This is a genomic window from Geodermatophilaceae bacterium NBWT11, assembly GCA_014218215.1.
GTDB lineage: Bacteria > Actinomycetota > Actinomycetes > Mycobacteriales > Geodermatophilaceae > Klenkia.
This window is the reverse complement of the sequence record CP043652.1, coordinates 2,439,805-2,455,519: the sequence shown is the minus strand read 5'-3', so window position 1 is coordinate 2,455,519 and position 15,715 is coordinate 2,439,805. Positions and strand designations below refer to the sequence as shown.

15 protein-coding genes are annotated in these 15,715 nt (G+C 74.2%); 8 read left to right on the top strand and 7 right to left on the bottom strand.

The window, feature by feature from the left end; translation table 11 throughout:
• The first annotated feature begins 27 nt into the window (after positions 1-27).
• The 4 genes from F1C76_11785 (at position 28) to F1C76_11770 (ending at position 4,299) form a co-directional block, all read left to right on the top strand.
• On the top strand, positions 28-1,248 hold the full coding sequence (locus F1C76_11785) for a beta-lactamase family protein (GenBank protein ID QNG37182.1): 1,221 nt from the start codon (positions 28-30) through the stop codon (positions 1,246-1,248).
• Positions 1,245-2,168, top strand: coding sequence for an acetamidase (locus tag F1C76_11780; GenBank protein QNG37181.1), 924 nt, complete (start codon positions 1,245-1,247; stop codon positions 2,166-2,168). Before F1C76_11785 ends, F1C76_11780 begins: the two co-directional genes overlap by 4 nt.
• A 10-nt stretch (positions 2,169-2,178) precedes the next feature.
• The gene (locus F1C76_11775; protein QNG37180.1) at positions 2,179-2,604 is read left to right on the top strand and encodes a PaaI family thioesterase; all 426 of its coding nucleotides are present in this window, start codon (positions 2,179-2,181) and stop codon (positions 2,602-2,604) included.
• A gap of 90 nt (positions 2,605-2,694) precedes the next feature.
• Positions 2,695-4,299 (top strand): 4-coumarate--CoA ligase family protein, encoded by a 1,605-nt coding sequence (locus tag F1C76_11770; GenBank protein ID QNG37179.1) that lies wholly within the window; start codon positions 2,695-2,697, stop codon positions 4,297-4,299.
• A gap of 27 nt (positions 4,300-4,326) precedes the next feature.
• Here F1C76_11770 and F1C76_11765 read toward each other — a convergent pair whose 3' ends face one another.
• On the bottom strand, positions 4,327-5,613 hold the full coding sequence (locus F1C76_11765; GenBank protein ID QNG37178.1) for a deoxyribodipyrimidine photolyase: 1,287 nt from the start codon (positions 5,611-5,613) through the stop codon (positions 4,327-4,329).
• On the opposite strand from F1C76_11765, the gene F1C76_11760 reads away from it, so the two are divergent.
• Entirely contained in the window at positions 5,612-6,583 is a 972-nt protein-coding gene (locus F1C76_11760) for an NAD(P)H-quinone oxidoreductase (protein QNG37177.1), read from the top strand. The two genes, F1C76_11765 and F1C76_11760, sit on opposite strands and share 2 nt — an antisense overlap.
• Before the next feature lie 140 nt (positions 6,584-6,723).
• Positions 6,724-8,211 carry an LPXTG cell wall anchor domain-containing protein gene (locus F1C76_11755; GenBank protein QNG37176.1) on the top strand — a complete coding sequence of 496 codons (1,488 nt, stop codon included), beginning with the start codon at positions 6,724-6,726 and terminating at the stop codon, positions 8,209-8,211.
• A 64-nt stretch (positions 8,212-8,275) separates the two neighbouring features.
• On the opposite strand, the gene F1C76_11750 is transcribed toward F1C76_11755, so the two are convergent.
• Positions 8,276-9,493 carry a cysteine desulfurase-like protein gene (locus F1C76_11750; GenBank protein QNG37175.1) on the bottom strand — a complete coding sequence of 406 codons (1,218 nt, stop codon included), beginning with the start codon at positions 9,491-9,493 and terminating at the stop codon, positions 8,276-8,278.
• A gap of 85 nt (positions 9,494-9,578) precedes the next feature.
• Here F1C76_11750 and F1C76_11745 point away from each other — a divergent pair, with 85 nt between their 5' ends.
• The gene (locus F1C76_11745; protein QNG37174.1) at positions 9,579-10,106 is read left to right on the top strand and encodes a bacterial proteasome activator family protein; all 528 of its coding nucleotides are present in this window, start codon (positions 9,579-9,581) and stop codon (positions 10,104-10,106) included.
• Here F1C76_11745 and F1C76_11740 read toward each other — a convergent pair.
• From F1C76_11740 to F1C76_11730, 3 genes are all read right to left on the bottom strand, one after another.
• Positions 10,094-11,080 carry a hypothetical protein gene (locus F1C76_11740; GenBank protein ID QNG37173.1) on the bottom strand — a complete coding sequence of 329 codons (987 nt, stop codon included), beginning with the start codon at positions 11,078-11,080 and terminating at the stop codon, positions 10,094-10,096. The two genes, F1C76_11745 and F1C76_11740, sit on opposite strands and share 13 nt — an antisense overlap.
• 3 nt (positions 11,081-11,083) lie before the next feature.
• Entirely contained in the window at positions 11,084-11,983 is a 900-nt protein-coding gene (locus F1C76_11735) for a xanthorhodopsin (protein QNG37172.1), read from the bottom strand.
• 122 nt (positions 11,984-12,105) lie between these two features.
• Positions 12,106-13,224 carry a MerR family transcriptional regulator gene (locus tag F1C76_11730; protein ID QNG37171.1) on the bottom strand — a complete coding sequence of 373 codons (1,119 nt, stop codon included), beginning with the start codon at positions 13,222-13,224 and terminating at the stop codon, positions 12,106-12,108.
• Between F1C76_11730 and F1C76_11725 the strand changes: the two genes are divergently transcribed.
• Complete coding sequence (locus F1C76_11725; protein QNG37170.1) at positions 13,163-14,011, top strand: sigma-70 family RNA polymerase sigma factor; 849 nt, start codon at positions 13,163-13,165, stop codon at positions 14,009-14,011. The two genes, F1C76_11730 and F1C76_11725, sit on opposite strands and share 62 nt — an antisense overlap.
• Here F1C76_11725 and F1C76_11720 read toward each other — a convergent pair.
• Together F1C76_11720 and F1C76_11715 are read right to left on the bottom strand one after the other, a co-directional pair.
• Complete coding sequence (locus tag F1C76_11720; GenBank protein ID QNG37169.1) at positions 14,008-14,814, bottom strand: HAD family hydrolase; 807 nt, start codon at positions 14,812-14,814, stop codon at positions 14,008-14,010. The genes F1C76_11725 and F1C76_11720 overlap by 4 nt on opposite strands.
• Complete coding sequence (locus F1C76_11715) at positions 14,811-15,713, bottom strand: HAD family hydrolase (protein QNG39188.1); 903 nt, start codon at positions 15,711-15,713, stop codon at positions 14,811-14,813. The genes F1C76_11720 and F1C76_11715 overlap by 4 nt, the downstream gene beginning before the upstream one ends.
• Positions 15,714-15,715: the final 2 nt, after the last annotated feature.

The following is a 15,715-nucleotide window of genomic DNA, read 5'->3' as shown; positions in this document are numbered from 1 at the left end:
TCGCACGTCCGGGGGCAGGATGCGGTCGTGCTCACCGTGGAGACAGACCCCGCAGCCGTCGGCCTCGACGCGGCCCGCCTGGCGCGACTGGACGCCCGGCTGGCCCGCTGGGTCGACGAGGGGCAGCTGCCCGGCTTCCTGGTGACCGTCGCCCGGCACGGGGAGCTGGCGCACGTGGGCACCCACGGCATGCGGGACGTCGAGGCCGGCCTGCCGGTCACCCCCGACACGATCTGGCGCGTCTTCTCGATGACCAAGCCGATCACCTCGGTGGCGGCGATGAGCCTGTACGAGGAGGGCGCGTTCGAGCTGAACGACCCGATCAGCCGCTGGCTGCCGGAGTTCGCCGAGACCCGGGTCTACGTCGCGGGGTCGGACCAGAAGCCGGTCACGGTGCCGCAGGTCGAGCCCATCCGGGTCTGGCACCTGCTCACCCACACCTCGGGGCTCACCTACGGCTTCCACCGGGCCCACCCCGTCGACGGGATGTACCGGGCCGCCGGGCACGAGTGGGGCACGCCGCCGGGCGCGGACTCCGCCGAGGTCACCCGCCAGTGGGCGGCGATGCCGCTGGTGTTCCAGCCCGGCAGCGAGTGGAACTACGGCGTGTCCACCGACGTGCTGGGTCGGCTGGTCGAGGTGATCGCCGGCAAGCCGCTGGACGAGGTGTTCGCCGAGCGGGTGTTCGGCCCGCTCGGGATGACCGAGACCTCCTTCGGCCTGCGCCCGGACGACGACCCGGGCATGCTCGCCCGGCTCTACGGTGCCGGCCTCGTCCCGCTCGCGGCCTTCGAGCCGGCCGCGAAGCAGAAGCCGGCGTTCCTGTCCGGCGGGGGCGGGCTGGTCTCCACGGCCGGGGACTACCTGCGCTTCGTGGAGATGCTCCGCGCCGGGGGCGTGGCGGCCGACGGCACGCGGGTGCTGGGCTCCCGCACGCTGGCGCACATGGTGCGCAACCACGTCCCGGGCAACGCCGACCTGGAGACCTACGGGCGCCCTCTGTTCGCCGAGACCCCGCTGCGGGGCGTCGGTTTCGGGCTGGGCTTCTCGATGGTGCTGGACCCGGCGCGCTACGGGACGGTCGCCTCGGTGGGCGACTACTCGTGGGGCGGCGCGGCGTCCACCGCGTTCTACGTCGACCCCGTCGAGGACCTGACCGTCACCTTCTACACGCAGCTGCTGCCCTCCAGCACGCTGCCGATCCGCTCCTACCTGCGCCAGCTGGTGAACCAGGCGATCGTCGGGTGATCGCCCCCACCGCGGAGACGCTGCACGGCTGGTTCGACCGCGACCTGCCCCCGGTGGTCACCGTCGAGCCCGGCTCGACGGTGACGGTGGGCTGCCTGGACTCCGGCTGGTCCACCGGCCCCTTCGACGGCGGGGACCTGGCCGCGCGCCCACGGCACCCGGCGTGGGAGCCGGGCACCGGGCACGCCCTGACCGGGCCGATCGCCGTCCGGGGGGCGCAGCCGGGGCAGGTGCTCGCGATCGGGGTGGACGCCGTCGTCCCCGGCGCGTTCGGGACGACCTACTGCGGCCTGCGGGACACCCCGCTCAACCGGCGGCTCGGCGTGCTGGCCGACCCCGTGGTGCTGCGCTGGACGATCGAGGGCGACACCGCGGTCGACCAGCACGGTCACCGGGTGGCCACCCGCCCCTTCCTGGGCGTGATGGGCCTGCCGCCGGCCGAGCCCGGCCGGCACTCCACGGTGCCGCCGCGCTGGCACGGCGGGAACCTGGACTGCCGGGAGCTGGTCGCCGGCAGCACGCTGTACCTGCCGGTCACCGTGACCGACGCGCTGCTCAGCGTCGGCGACGGGCACGCCGCGCAGGGCGACGGCGAGGTCAGCGGGACCGCGATCGAGAGCCCGGTCGAGGCGACGCTGACCGTCGACGTGCTGGACGACCTGCACGGGCTCACGCTGCGCACCCCGGTCGCCGACACCCCGTCCGGTTGGGTGGCGATGGGCGTGGCCGACGACCTGGACACCGCCACCGGACACGCCCTGGACGCGGTGCTCGACCTGATGGGGGCGCTGCACGGGTTCGGCCACTCGGAGGCACTGGCGTTGGCCTCGGTGCTGGTCGACCTGCGGGTCACCCAGGTGGTGAACCAGGCCGTGGGGGTGCACGCCCTGCTGCGCAGCGACCGGTTGGTCCAGAGCTAGGTTGCCGACCATGGCCGCCACCGGGTTCCACACCGCCGACGAGCTCAACGCCCTGCTGCCGGGCACGCTGCCCGGGCTGCTGGGCATCGTGATCGACAGCCACGAGCCGGGCCGGCTGACCAGCCACCTCGACGTCCGGCCCGAGCTGCTGGCGCCCAACGGCTACCTGCACGCCGCGACCGTCGTCGGGCTGGCCGACACCTCCTGCGGTCTCGCCACCCGGGCGCTGCTGGCCGAGGGCGCCACCGGGTTCACCACGATCGAGCTCAAGAGCAACCACCTGGGCACCGCCCGCGAGGGCCGGATCGACGCCGTCGCCACCAACGTGCACGCCGGCCGGACGACGCAGGTCTGGGACGCCGTGGTCACCGACGCGGGCTCGGGTAAGACGCTGGCGCTGTTCCGCTGCACCCAGTCTGTGCTGTGGCCGCGCTGACCCGTACCGGCCGGTAACCCGCATGGGGCGCAGGCCCGGGCGGGTGTGAGACTGGGGTCACGTCCGTCCGCTCCTGAGGAGGAACACCCCGTGGCCCTGGCCAGTCGCTTCCCCGACATCGAGATCCCCGACCTGCCGGTCCCGGCCTACGTGCTGGCCCGCTCGCCGGAGCTCGGTGACGCCCCGGCGCTGGTCGACGGGCTGTCCGGGGAGACGATCACGCACGGCCAGCTCGTCGCGTACGTGGAGCGCTTCGCCGCCGCCCTGCACGCCCGCGGCCTGCGCAAGGGCGACGTGGTCGCGGTGTTCTCCCCCAACACCATCTGGTTCCCGGTGGTCTTCCACGGCATCGCCGCAGCCGGCTGCGTGATGAGCCCGATCAACTCCCTCTACACCCCCGACGAGATCGCCTTCCAGCTCAAGGACGCCGGCGCCAAGCTGCTGGTCACCGTCTCGCCGTTCCTGGACCGGGCCCGCCCGGCGATGGCCGAGGCCGGGGTGACCGACCTGGTGGTGCTCGACGGCGCCGAGGGCGTGGACAGCCTGCGCGACCTGCTCACCGGCGGCGCTCCCACCGCACAGGTCGACATCGACCCGGCCACCGACCTGGTCACGCTGCCCTACTCCAGCGGCACCACCGGGCTGCCCAAGGGCGTGATGCTGACCCACCGCAACCTGGTGGCCAACGTCGCCCAGACCCGGCCGCTGATCGACCTGCACGATGGCGACGAGCGGATCATCGCCGTCCTGCCGTTCTTCCACATCTACGGCCTCACCGTGCTGATGAACCAGGGCCTGCAGTGGGGCGGCACCGTCGTCACCCTCCCCCGCTTCGACCTCGAGCAGTTCCTCCGCGCGATCCAGGACCACCGGGTCACCCGGGCGTTCGTGGCCCCGCCGATCCTGCTGGCGCTGGCCAAGCACCCGCTGGTCGAGCAGTTCGACCTGTCCTCGCTGCGCTCGGTCACCTCCGGCGCGGCCCCGCTGGACGAGTCGCTGGCCTTCGCCGCGCAGGACCGGCTCCGCACCCTGGCCGGCACCGGGGACGACGGGGTGACCGTCGCCCAGGGCTACGGGATGACCGAGCTGTCCCCGGTCAGCCACACCACGCCCGACCACGGCACCGAGCCCGCCGGCGCCTCCGACGTCCCCAAGGGCTCGGTCGGGTACGCGCTGCCCAACACCGAGTGCCGGCTGGTCGACCCGGCCACCGGCGAGGACGCCGCCGACGGCGAGCGCGGCGAGCTGTGGGTCCGCGGGCCGCAGGTGATGCTCGGGTACCTGAACAACCAGAAGGCGACCGACGAGACCCTGGACGCCGAGGGCTGGCTGCACACCGGCGACGTCGCGATGGTCGACGCCGAGGGCCGGTACTCGGTGGTCGACCGGGTCAAGGAGCTGATCAAGTACAAGGGCTACCAGGTGGCCCCGGCCGAGCTGGAGGCCGTGCTGATCGGGCACCCGCAGATCGCCGACGCCGCCGTCATCGGGGTGAAGGACGCCGAGTCCGGCGAGGAGCTGCCCAAGGCGTTCCTGGTCCGCGCCCCCGGCACCGAGATCACCGAGGACGAGGTCAAGGCCTACATGGCCGAGAAGGTGGCCCCGCACAAGAAGATCCGGCTGGTGGAGTTCATCGACGCGGTGCCGAAGTCCGCCGCCGGGAAGATCCTGCGCAAGGAGCTGCGCGCCCGCTGAGCCCTCCCCCGCACCCGCCGAGACGCCTCAGCGGGTGCGGGGCAGGCCCTTCCGCCAGGCGCTGAAGGAGCCGATGCCCCCGGCGTGCGGACGCCGCAGCCACGGCCACGGGTGCACCTCGGCCGGCCGCAGCTCGGCGGCGATCCGGGTGAACCCGGGGACCGGTGCGTGGGTGACCGCCAGGGACCGTCCGGCCAGCTCCTGCGCCGGGGACCCCAGCCGCAGCTCCACCTCCCGGTCCTGGGCCAGCTCGGCGAGGGTCTCGGTGAGGAACACCAGCCGCTTGGACGCCAGCCGCAGCCGGGTGAGCAGCGGCTCGTCGAAGACGAACACCACCGGCAGGTCGGGGTTGGCCGCCAGCGCCGGGTCGGTGGCGCCCAGGGACTCCGCGGTCAGCCACACCGCCTCGGGCGGGGCGTCGGTGACCACGTCGTCCGGCCCGGCGGTGCGCCCGGGGTCGGGGTCGGCGGTCATCAGCGGGTCCTTCTCCAGCCAGCGCACCGGCTGGTCCTCGGGCCACTGCTCGATCGGGCAGTCGGCGGCCAGCGGGCACCGCTCGCACAGCCCCGGCGCGCGCTTGCGCACCTGCCAGCGGGAGAACCCGTAGGGCTTGCCGTTGCCCGAGCCCACCGTCCACTGCCAGCCCACCCGGTTCGCCGCCCGGGACCCGTCGATGAGCCGGGCGAACAGCTCGTCCTCGCCCTCGGCCCAGTCGTGCCCGGCCCGCACCGTCCACTGCGAGGAGACCCACATGCGGGTCTGGTTGACCAGCCAGCCGTCGTCGTCCAGCTCGCCGAGCACGGTGTCCAGGCAGGCCATCTCCCGCGGCCAGGGCTCCTGCCAGCGGGCGTGGCCGCGGGCGGGCTCGGCCCGCAGCGCCGACCGGGTGCGGGTGCCCAGCCGGGCGTAGAGGTGCCGGGAGTACTCCTGCCACAGCAGCTCGGCGCGGTACTTGGTGCGGTCGCGGGTGGGGGCGTCCTCGACGGCGTCCCACACCTCGGGCAGCTGCAGCAGGCCGTGCCGGATGTACGGGCTCATCGCCGAGGCACCGCGGCGGGACTCCGGCAGCACCTCGTTGCGCCGTCCGGCGTACCCGGTGACGTCGAGGGTGGCGAGCGCGGTGTCGGCGGCGGTCTGGCCGCCGCGGAAGCGGCCCGAGGGGTGGACGTCGTCGTCGCGGTGCAGGTGGCCGAGGTGCTCGCCCACCCAGCGGGGGACGTCGTCGACGGCGGGGACGGGCAGCTGGCTCACCGGTCCACCCTGCGGGTTCTGCGCCGCGCGCGCCCGACGGGTGCGGCCTACGGTCGGGCCCATGCGCGCGATCACGATCGACTCCCCCGGCGGCCCCGAGGTCCTGGTCTGGGGTGAGGCCCCCGACCCCGTCTGCGGCCCCGGCGAGGTCGTGATCGACGTCGTCGCCACCGCGGTCAACCGGGCCGACCTGTTGCAGCGTCAGGGCAACTACCCGGTGCCCCCGGGCGCCAGCGAGATCCTCGGCCTGGAGTGCAGCGGCATCGTCTCCGAGGTCGGCGAGGGCGTGACCGGCTGGATGGTCGGCGACGAGGTGTGCGCCCTGCTGTCGGGCGGTGGCTACGCCGAGCGGGTCGCCGTCCCGGCCGGGCAGGTGCTGCCCAAGCCCGCCGGGGTCGAGCTCGCCACCGCCGCGGCGCTGCCCGAGGTGGTCTGCACCGTGTGGTCCAACGTGTTCATGCTGGCCGGGCTGCAGCGCGGGGAGACGTTCTTGGTGCACGGCGGGTCCTCAGGCATCGGGACGATGGCGATCCAGCTCGCCGTCCGGGCCGGCGCCCGGGTGGCCACGACGGCCGGCAGCCAGGCCAAGCTGGACTTCTGCCGCGAGCTGGGCGCCGAGGTGCTGGTGGACTACCGGTCCCAGGACTTCGTCGAGGCCGTCGGCCAGGCCGACGTGGTGCTGGACAACATGGGCGCTGCGTACCTCCCCCGCAACGTCGACGTGCTGGCCCCCGACGGCCGGATCGTCGTCATCGGCATGCAGGGCGGGGTGAAGGGCGAGCTGGACCTCGGGAAGCTGCTGCGCAAGCGCGGCACCGTGCACGCCACCGCCCTGCGCGGCCGCCCCGCGACCGGCCGGCACTCCAAGGCCGACATCGTCGCCGCGGTGCTGCACGACGTGTGGCCCGACGTCGAGCGCGGCGTCGTCCGCCCGATCGTCGACCGCCGCCTGCCGATGGCCCGCGCCGCCGAGGCCCACCAGGTGCTCGAGGAGAGCTCGCACATCGGGAAGGTGCTGCTCGTCAACGACTGACGAGGCGCCAGGGGCTGTTTCGGCGGTTCCGGCGTGCGCGACACGGACATCGCGGGAGCCGTGGGAACGGTGGGACGGCGTCGGTGTGTCCACGGTGGGGCTGCCCCGTGTCGGCGTACCGACTGCCGATAGTCACCGGCATGACTGACTTCGAGCCCGCTGGGGCTCCCGCGCGCCGCCTCACCCGGCGCCTGTCGGCGGCAGTGCTCGCCGGCGCACTCGCCACACCCGTCTTCCTCGGTCTCACCACCGGCGCCGCCCTGGCCGCCCAGGGTCAGTTCGGCGGCCCCATGGTGGAGCTGAACCCCGGCGGAGGCGCCCTCACCGACGGCAGCGACGGCCTCCACGTCCTGGTGAACGTCGACGCCGAGTACGACGACCCCGGTGAGGACCAGATCCTCTACCGGGACGAGGAGCAGTACTGCTGCGGCGCGGCCGCCCCCTCGTTGACCATCGGTGGGCAGCTGGTCGGCCAGGCCGGCGCAGCGACCTACAACGACTCCCTGGACTGGGACAGCGTCACGCTGGTGTCGTCCTCCGGGTCCGCCACCGTCACGCCCGAGGGGACGTACACCGGCAGCAGCGCCGCGACCACCGGCGACGGATCGGCTGTCCTCCGCTACTCGGTGACGCTCGACGGCCTCACCTACACCCTGGACCGCACCCTCAGCTACACCTTCCCCAACGACTACTTCACCGACGCGTACTCCGTCACCATCCCGACCGGCAACACCCTCCCGGTGGTCCTGAACCAGGGCGGGGACACGTCCCCCGGCGGCAGCGACCGGGGCTACGGCATCCTGCTCACCCAGCCGGCCTACTCGGTCATCAGCCTGAACCCCGACGCCGGCGTCCTGCTCGGCTACCGCCAGGTGCCCACCAGCGCCCCCTTCGACGGGGCGACGTCCCAGGACTACGACGCGCCCTACGACGCCGTGAGCGCCGGCGAGGACATCGGCTTCACCGTGGACACCGCGCTCCACGACGCCGGTCTGATGATCCAGTGGGACCTCGGGTCGGCCCCGGGCACCTACTCCCGCGCCCAGGAGACCTTCGTCAACGAGCAGGGGACGAACCTCTCCGCGTCGTTCCGGTCACCCGTCGCCGCGGTCGGGGAGTCCACGCTGCTGGACTTCGACATCGTGAACACCGAGCTCACCGCCGTGGACGGCGTGGGCTTCAGCTTCACCCTGCCGGCCGGTCTCACCCTCGGCACCGACGCGCCCGCCAACTCCTGCGGCGGCACGCTGACCGCGACCCCGGGCTCGTCCACGGTCACCTTCACCTCCGGCGCCGTGCCTGCGACCGCCAACTGCGTGATCTCCGTGCCCGTGGTCGCCACCGCAGCAGGGACGTACACGATCACCCCGGACGCCGTGACCGGTCTGACGGGGCTCACCAGCACCGTCGGGACGGCCAGCCTGGCGGTCGAGGCTGCCCCCGGGACCCCGCCCACCACGACCCCGGTCACCGCGGCGCCCGTCGCGACGACACCGGTGGCCGCGGCCCCCGCCGGTCCCACGCTGGCGAACACCGGGGCTGAGACCGGCCCGGCACTCGCCCTCGCGGGCGGGTTGCTCCTCGTCGGAGCCGGCTCCCTCGTCGTAGCCCGGAAGCGTCGCGTCTGACCCGTACGACCCCACCGGACGGGGGCCCGACCCACGCGGGTCGGGCCCCCGTCTGCCGTCCCGGTCAGCGCAGGGCGCTGATGCTCTCGATCATGTGGTCGACCTCTTCGACGGTGTTGTAGTGCAGCAGCCCCAGCCGCACGGCGCCGCCGGTCTCGTTGACCCCCAGGGCGTCGAAGAGCTCGCGGGCGTAGTAGTCGCCGTCCCAGGCGCAGATCGTCTGCCTGGCGAGCTCGGTGGCCACCTGCCGCGGGCGCATCCGGGAGACGGTGAAGGAGAGGGTCGGCGTGCGGTAGAGCGGTGAGCCGAGCACCTGCACGTGGGCCATCGAGCGCAGCGAGCGGTCCAGCCGGTCGAACAGCTCCGCCTCGTACCGGCCGACCGCCGCCATCGAGGTGGCCAGCTTCTCGCGTCGGGTGCCGGTGGCGTCCGGGGACAGGGCGGCCAGGTGGTCCACGGCCGCGGACACCCCGGCGTAGAGCTCGAAGGCGGGGGTGCCGGTCTCGAACTTGTCCGGCACCCGGTCCGAGGAGGGCACCAGCTTGTCCGGGACGAGGGACTCCAGCAGCGCGGGGTCGGCGACCAGGGCGCCCACGTGCGGGCCGCACCACTTGTAGGCCGACAGCGCCAGGAAGTCCGCGCCGGTGGCGGCGAGGTCGATGAGCCCGTGCGGGGCGGCGTGCACGCCGTCGACGTAGACCAGCGCACCGACCTGGTGGGCGCGGTCGGCGATCGACCGGACGTCGGGCCGGGTGCCGATGGCGTTGCTGGCCAGGGTGACGGCGACCAGCCTCGTGCGGTCGGTGAGCAGCTCGTCGTACTGCCAGTCCGGCAGCTCACCGGACTCGATGTCCACCTCGGCCCACTTGACCAGCAGCCCGGCCTCCTCGGCCAACTGCACCCAGGGCCGCACGTTCGCGTCGTGGTCGAGCCGGCTGACCACGACCTCGTCCCCGGGCCGCCAGGTCTTGGCCAGCGTGCGGGCCATCGTGTAGGTCAGCGAGGTCATGTTCGGTCCGAGGACGACGCCCTGCGGGACCCCGCCCACCAGGTCCGCCACGGCCGACCGCGCACCACTGACCAGCTGCTCGGCCCGGGCCGAGGAGGGGAACACCCCGCCGCGGTTGGCGATGGGCACCCGCATGGCCTGGGTGACCGCGCGCAGCACGCTCTCGGGCACCAGTGACCCGGCCGGGCCGTCGGCGTGCACGAACCCGTCGGAGAGCCCGGGGAAGAGCCCGCGGACGCGCGCGACGTCCAGCCGTGCGGCCCCCGGTGACATGGTGCAGACCCTAACTCGACGGGTGACGCGGTGAGGGGTCGATCCGTCACGTTCAGCAACCACCCGCGGAGGGCAGGATGGGGGCATGACAGCAGCGGGGCCGGAGAGCCAGGACCAGCAGATCGTCGTCGTCGGTCCCGACGGCCAGCCCGTCGGCACGATGCCCATGCCGGCCGACGGCGAGGGAGGCATCGCCGACCTGGTCGAGCAGCCCGCCAAGGTGATGCGGATCGGCACGATGATCAAGCAGCTGCTCGAGGAGGTCCGCGCCGCACCTCTGGACGAGGCCAGCCGCAACCGGCTGCGCGACATCCACGCCTCGTCGATCCGCGAGCTGGAGAAGGGCCTGGCGCCGGAGCTGCGCGAGGAGCTGGAGCGGATCACGCTCCCCTTCACCGACGGCGTGACCCCGTCGGACGCCGAGCTGCGGATCGCCCAGGCCCAGCTGGTCGGCTGGCTGGAGGGCGTCTTCCACGGCATCCAGACCGCGCTGTTCGCCCAGCAGATGGCCGCCCGGGCACAGCTGGAGGAGATGCGCCGCAAGGCGCTGCCCGGCGGCGCCCCGCAGCAGTCCGGCATGCCGCAGCAGCCCGGCGGCGGTCAGTACCTCTGACGGGCCGATCGGTCCAGGGCGGCGACCGTCCGGACGTGCGGGAACGTCAGCGCCAGCACCACGGCGAGCGCCGCACCCACCGCGGCCGGTGAGGCCGCCGGCCCGGCCAGCACGACGACGGCGCCCAGGCTGACCACGGTCGGGACCGCGGCGTGCAGCGCGACCCGGCCGGCCGCGCGGGCCGGTCCCGGGGCGGAGGGGCCGCCGCGCACCAGCGCCACGAGCCGGGCGGTGTGCCGCAGCGCGTGCCAGCCGGCGAACCAGACCCCGAAGGCTGCCAGCGGGGGGACGACGGTGAACAGCGCCACCACCATCACCAGCTCGGCGGCCTCCTCCGGCCGGCCACGGTGCAGCGCGCCGGCGGCCGAGAGCAGCACGGCGCCGACCAGGACCAGACCCAGCAGGGCGCGGGCCGAGGTGGGGAGCGGGACGCCCCAGGCCGGCGCGAGGTGGCCCAGCACCCGGGCGGACTCCTGGGGCCACAGCACGAGCGGCAGACCGACCACGGCGAGGCCGTGCGCGAGCGTCGTCGCGACGTCCTGGAGCGGGCCGGGGACAGGGCGGCCCGCGTCCTCGGCGCAGACGACGGCCTCGGCGCGGCCGAAGTGCAGCACCGAGACGAGGAGGAACGCGGTGACGGTGACCGTGGGAGCGAGCAGGAGGGCGATCGCGGCGAGGGCGGCGACGGCCAGGTAACCGGCCAGCACCGAGGCGAGCGTGGCCGGCGTCGGCCGCCGTCCCCCGGTCCAGAACGGGACCATGTGGTCGACCGCGCCGTGCGGCACGCCCAGCACGATCCCGACCATCGCCAGCACCGGGGCGGCCCGGGCCACCAGGTCCGGGTCGAGCAGCTGGACGGCCAGGACGAGCAGGACCAGGGCCCGGCCGAGGGCGACCGAGGGACGGGCCCGCCCGGCCCGCCGGGCAGGCCCGGACCCACGCGGGGGCCGGGTCTGCCCGGTGGTCTGCAGCACGGGTCAGCTCGTCCGTGCGGTCCGGTTCGTCCGGCCGGCGCGCGAGGCACCGACCGGCTCGTCGACGATCGCCTCGTGGCTGCCGTCGTGCACGGTGTCCGGGTGGTCGTCGTACTCCGGGTCCTCGATCCGGCTCTTCGTCCGGGCCACCTTGTAGATCGCCAGCCCGTACGCGGCCTTGGCCAGGATGTCGGCGATGGAGTAGCCGGCCTGCTTCAGCACGAAGCCGCCCTCACCACCGAAGAAGTCCCCGCCCAGGATCGGGAAGAGGTAGGCGATCGGGTAGACGCCCCACAGCCCGACCAACGCGATCCGGAGCATCTTGATCGTGTGCTTGACCTCCTCGGGCTGCCGGTCCAGCGACTTGGACAGCTCGACGAAGAGCACGTACAGCAGGTAGAGGAACGGGATGGTGGACAACGTGCCCCACACCAACCGCGGTACGACCTCGTTGGTGATCTCGCCGGGGTAGCCCAGGGCGATCATCAGCGCGGACGCCGGGATCAGCTTGAACAGCAGCTTCTTCGACGCCGCCCGCCCCAGGGCGAGCACCGCGACGGTCTCCAGGAGCAGCAGCGGGACGGTCAGGAACCAGTCGACGTAGCGGTAGCCCTCGTTGAACTCGATGTTCGAGAGCTGGTGCGCGGAGTCGATCGTCTCGCCGGCCGGGTAGCTGGCCTCGAAGTTGTTGAAGATCCGGAAGTAGTGGTACGCGGCGATCGCACAGACGGTCGCCGACACGATGACGGCGTTGCGGTACTGCTTCGCCACCTGCCGCTGGGACACCACGAGGTACAGCGCGGTGAAGAGCAGACAGGCGATCGCGAGGGAGAACAGGTTGTAGACCGTGGCGAAGTTGCCGGCGGAGAGGGACGGGATGTTGACGGCGGATGCCTGGACCATCGGGGGCCTCACGGGAGGGGGACCCGGTCCCGCCTCGTGACGGGACCGACCGTTTCCGGTAAGCGGGGTTTACGCCGATGCAGGCAACGCGTCCAGTTGCACAGGTTCGGGACGTCGGTCCCTCACCGGGGGGCGGCGGCCAGCACCCGCACGGCGTGGGCCAGGTCGGCCGAGAGCGTCACCCGCGGGTCCGGGGAGGCACCGGCCCAGCCCGGGCCGCCGGCCACGAGCACCCGCCCGCTGCGGGTGCGTGGCAGCGCGTCGACCGGGAAACGGGGCGCCACCTCGTCCCCGCCCCGCGGGCGCTGGCTCCAGACGAACACCCCGGAGACCCCGGTCCGCCGCACCGCGGACGCCAGGGCCGCCGCGGGCAGCTGGCCCATCACCTGGGTGGGCACCCGGCGTTCGGCCAGCGCAGCCGCCAGCACGTGCAGCGGGAGGACGTGCCAGTCCCCCGGCGGTGAGGTGAGCAGCACCCCGCGGCCGGGCTCGGGGCGGGGCTGGCAGGACCGGTGCGCCCGCAGCGACTCGGTCACCGCCTCGCTGAGCAGGTGCTCCACGTCGATGCCCGCGCCGGTCTGCTCCCAGCGCACCCCGGCGGCCACGAGCAGCGGCCGGAGGACGTCGTCCCAGGTCGCGACGGTGCCGCGGGACACCAGGAGGTCGCCGAGGATCTCGTGCACCCCGTCGGCGTCGAGCCGGGCAGCCGCCCGGGCCAGGCCGCGGGCCTCGGGGGGTGCGTCGGGCAGGGCGAGCACCGTGCCACCGGCACCCGAGCGTCGGCGGGGCCGCCCGGGGCGTCGGGTCGGCGGCTCGTCCTGCGACCCGGCCACCACCTGCCGGGCGGCCGCGGCCGGGCTGCAGCCCTCGGCGACCAGCCGTTGCATCCGGAGCAGCCGGTCCAGGTCGGCGTCGTCGTAGCGCCGGTGCCCGCCGGCCGTGTGCCCGCTGGGGGTCAGCCCGTAGCGCCGACCCCAGCTGCGCAGCGTCTCCGGGGCGACGCCCAGCCGGGCCGCCGCCGCACCGACCGACAGCACCGTGGGCGCCCGTCCGGACACCTCGTGCTCGGCCACGACGCCATCATGGACACGCCGGCACCCCCGGCGCCGCCCCGGCGGCGTCACGATCGCACCGCGCGGCACGTCAGGGGGGTGACGGACACCGACGTGAGGACCCGACGTGGACGACCTGCCGGCCACCGCCTTCGAGGAGCACCGCCCGCACCTGCGGGCGGTCGCCACCCGGCTGCTGGGCTCCGCGCACGAGGCCGACGACGCGGTGCAGGAGACCTGGCTGCGGCTGGCCCGCGCCGACACCTCCGACGTGGTGAACCTGCGCGGCTGGCTGACCACCGTGGTCTCCCGGGTCTGCCTGGACCAGCTGCGGGCCCGCAGCAGCCGCCGGGAGGACGCCGTCGCCGAGCACGTCGACCTGCCCGCGGCCGACGCGGGCCCCGAGGCCGAGGCGGAGCTGGCCGACCGGGTGGGCGCCGCGCTGCTGGTGGTGCTGGAGAGCCTGCGTCCGGCCGAACGGCTGGCGTTCGTGCTGCACGACCTGTTCGGGGTCCCCTTCGAGGAGATCGGCACGGTGGTCGGCCGGTCGCCGGCCGCGGTGCGTCAGCTGGCCAGCCGCGGCCGGCGCCGGGTGCAGCGGCCCGGCGAGGACACCGCCGCGGACCGGCAGGCCCATCGGCGGGTGGTCGAGGCGTTCCTCACCGCGGCCCGGGACGGCGACCTGCAGGGCCTGCTGGAGCTGCTCGACCCCGGCGCCGTCGTCCGCGCCGACGGGGCTGCGGCCGCGATGGGCTCCCCGGACCTGACCGGGCGGGAGACGGTGGCCGCGTTCTTCGACGGCGCGGCCCGGGCCGCCCGGGTGCTGGCGGTCGACGGCTGGGCCGGCGCGGCCTGGCAGCACCGCGGCGAGGTGAGGGTGGTCTTCGCCTTCACCGTGGAGGAGGGCCGGGTGACCGCGATCGACCTGCTGGCCGACCCCGCCACCCTGGCCGCGACGGAGCTGACCCGGCTCTAGCGGAGCGACGCGAGGAAGACGGCCACGCCGTCCTCGTCGTTGGTGTCGGTGACGTCGGTGGCCGCGGCGAGGACGTCGGGGTGCGCGTTGCCCATGGCGACCGCCCGGCCGCCGCCCTCGCGCACCCAGTGGAAGGCCTCGACGTCGTTGGGCATGTCCCCGAAGAAGACGACGTCCCCGGCGGTGATGCCCAGCTCGGCGCAGACGTCGGCCAGCCCGGTGGCCTTGCTGACCCCGAGCGCGGAGATCTCCACCAGGGCGTCGGAGGAGGAGTTGGTGACCGTGGCCAGGTCGCCGACCACCTCGTCGACCAGCGCGATGAACTCCTCGCGGGAGAGGTCCTCGTGCCGGGCGAGCAACTTGGCGACCGGCGCGGACACCATCTCCTCCAGGGTCGCCTGGGCGACGCCGGGGGCGTCGACGTCCCACCGCGGCTGGTACACCGGCTCGTGCCGGAACTCCAGGCCGTACTCCACGGCGAACCAGGTGCCCGGCTGGGCCGCGCGCAGCCCGGCGGTGATCTGCTGCAGCACCTCGGGGGCCACGGTGCGCTCGTGGGTGACCTCGAAGGCGCCCAGGTCCAGCATCACCGCACCGTTGCAGCAGACCGCGGTGCCGGTGCCGATGACCTCGCGGATGCCGACCATCCAGCGGGGCGGCCGGCCGGTGGCCAGCACGAACGGCACGCCGTCGGCACCCCAGGCCTCGATCTGCTCGAGGGTGGCCGGCGCGACGGTCTCGTCGCTGCGCAGCAGCGTGCCATCCATGTCGCTGGCGATGAGCTTGGGCTTCCAGTCGCTCACGCGAGCGCCTCCAGGTAGCGGGCGACGCCGTCGGCGTCGTGCCCGCTGGTGCGGTGGGTGGTGGCGGCCTTCACGGCCGGGTGCGCGTTCGCGACGGCGACCGACCGGCCACCGGCCTCATTGACCGCCAGGATCATCGGCAGGTCGTTGGGCATGTCGCCGAACACGACCACGTCGGCCATCGGCACGCCGAAGCGCTCCAGCGCGACGGCCAGACCGGTCGCCTTGGTGATCCCCGGCGGCAGCACCTCGATGAAGCCCAGCCCGGCGTGGGTGACCTCGGCGGCCGAGGAGTCGGTGACCGAGAGCGCGAGGGAGAGCAGCTCGTCCTGGTCGAGGGTCTCCGAGCGCAGGAACACCTTGAGCACCGGCCCGTCGGGCAGCACGTGCTCGCGGGGCAGCAGGTCGGCGGGCTCGGGGTAGGGCCAGTCGAAGCCGTGCTGCACCCGCAGCGGGCTGAGCGCCTCGCTCTGGGTGGCGGCGTCCTCGACGGCGATGACCAACGGACCGGTGACCGCCTCGATCGCGGCGATGACGGCGTGCGCCTCGTCCCGGGGCAGCCCGACGGTGCGCAGCACCTCGTCGGAGTCCAGGTCGACGACGAAGCCGCCCTGCGCGAGCACGGCGACCCCGCGGCCACCGAGTGTCGTCCGGACGCTGTCGAGCAGCCGCGGGCCGCGGCCGGTGACCCCCACGACGGGCACACCGGCCGCCCAGCTGGCGTCCATCGCGGCGCGGGTGCGGTCGCTGACCACGCCCTGGCTGGTGAGCAGGGTGCCGTCGAGGTCGGTCGCCACGAGCTTCGGCCGCCAGGGCCCGAGGTCGCCGAGCTCGACGACCAGGTCGCTGCCCTCGCCGCCGGAGTGCTTCGGGAGCGTGTTGGCGGCGCGGGCCGGGATGT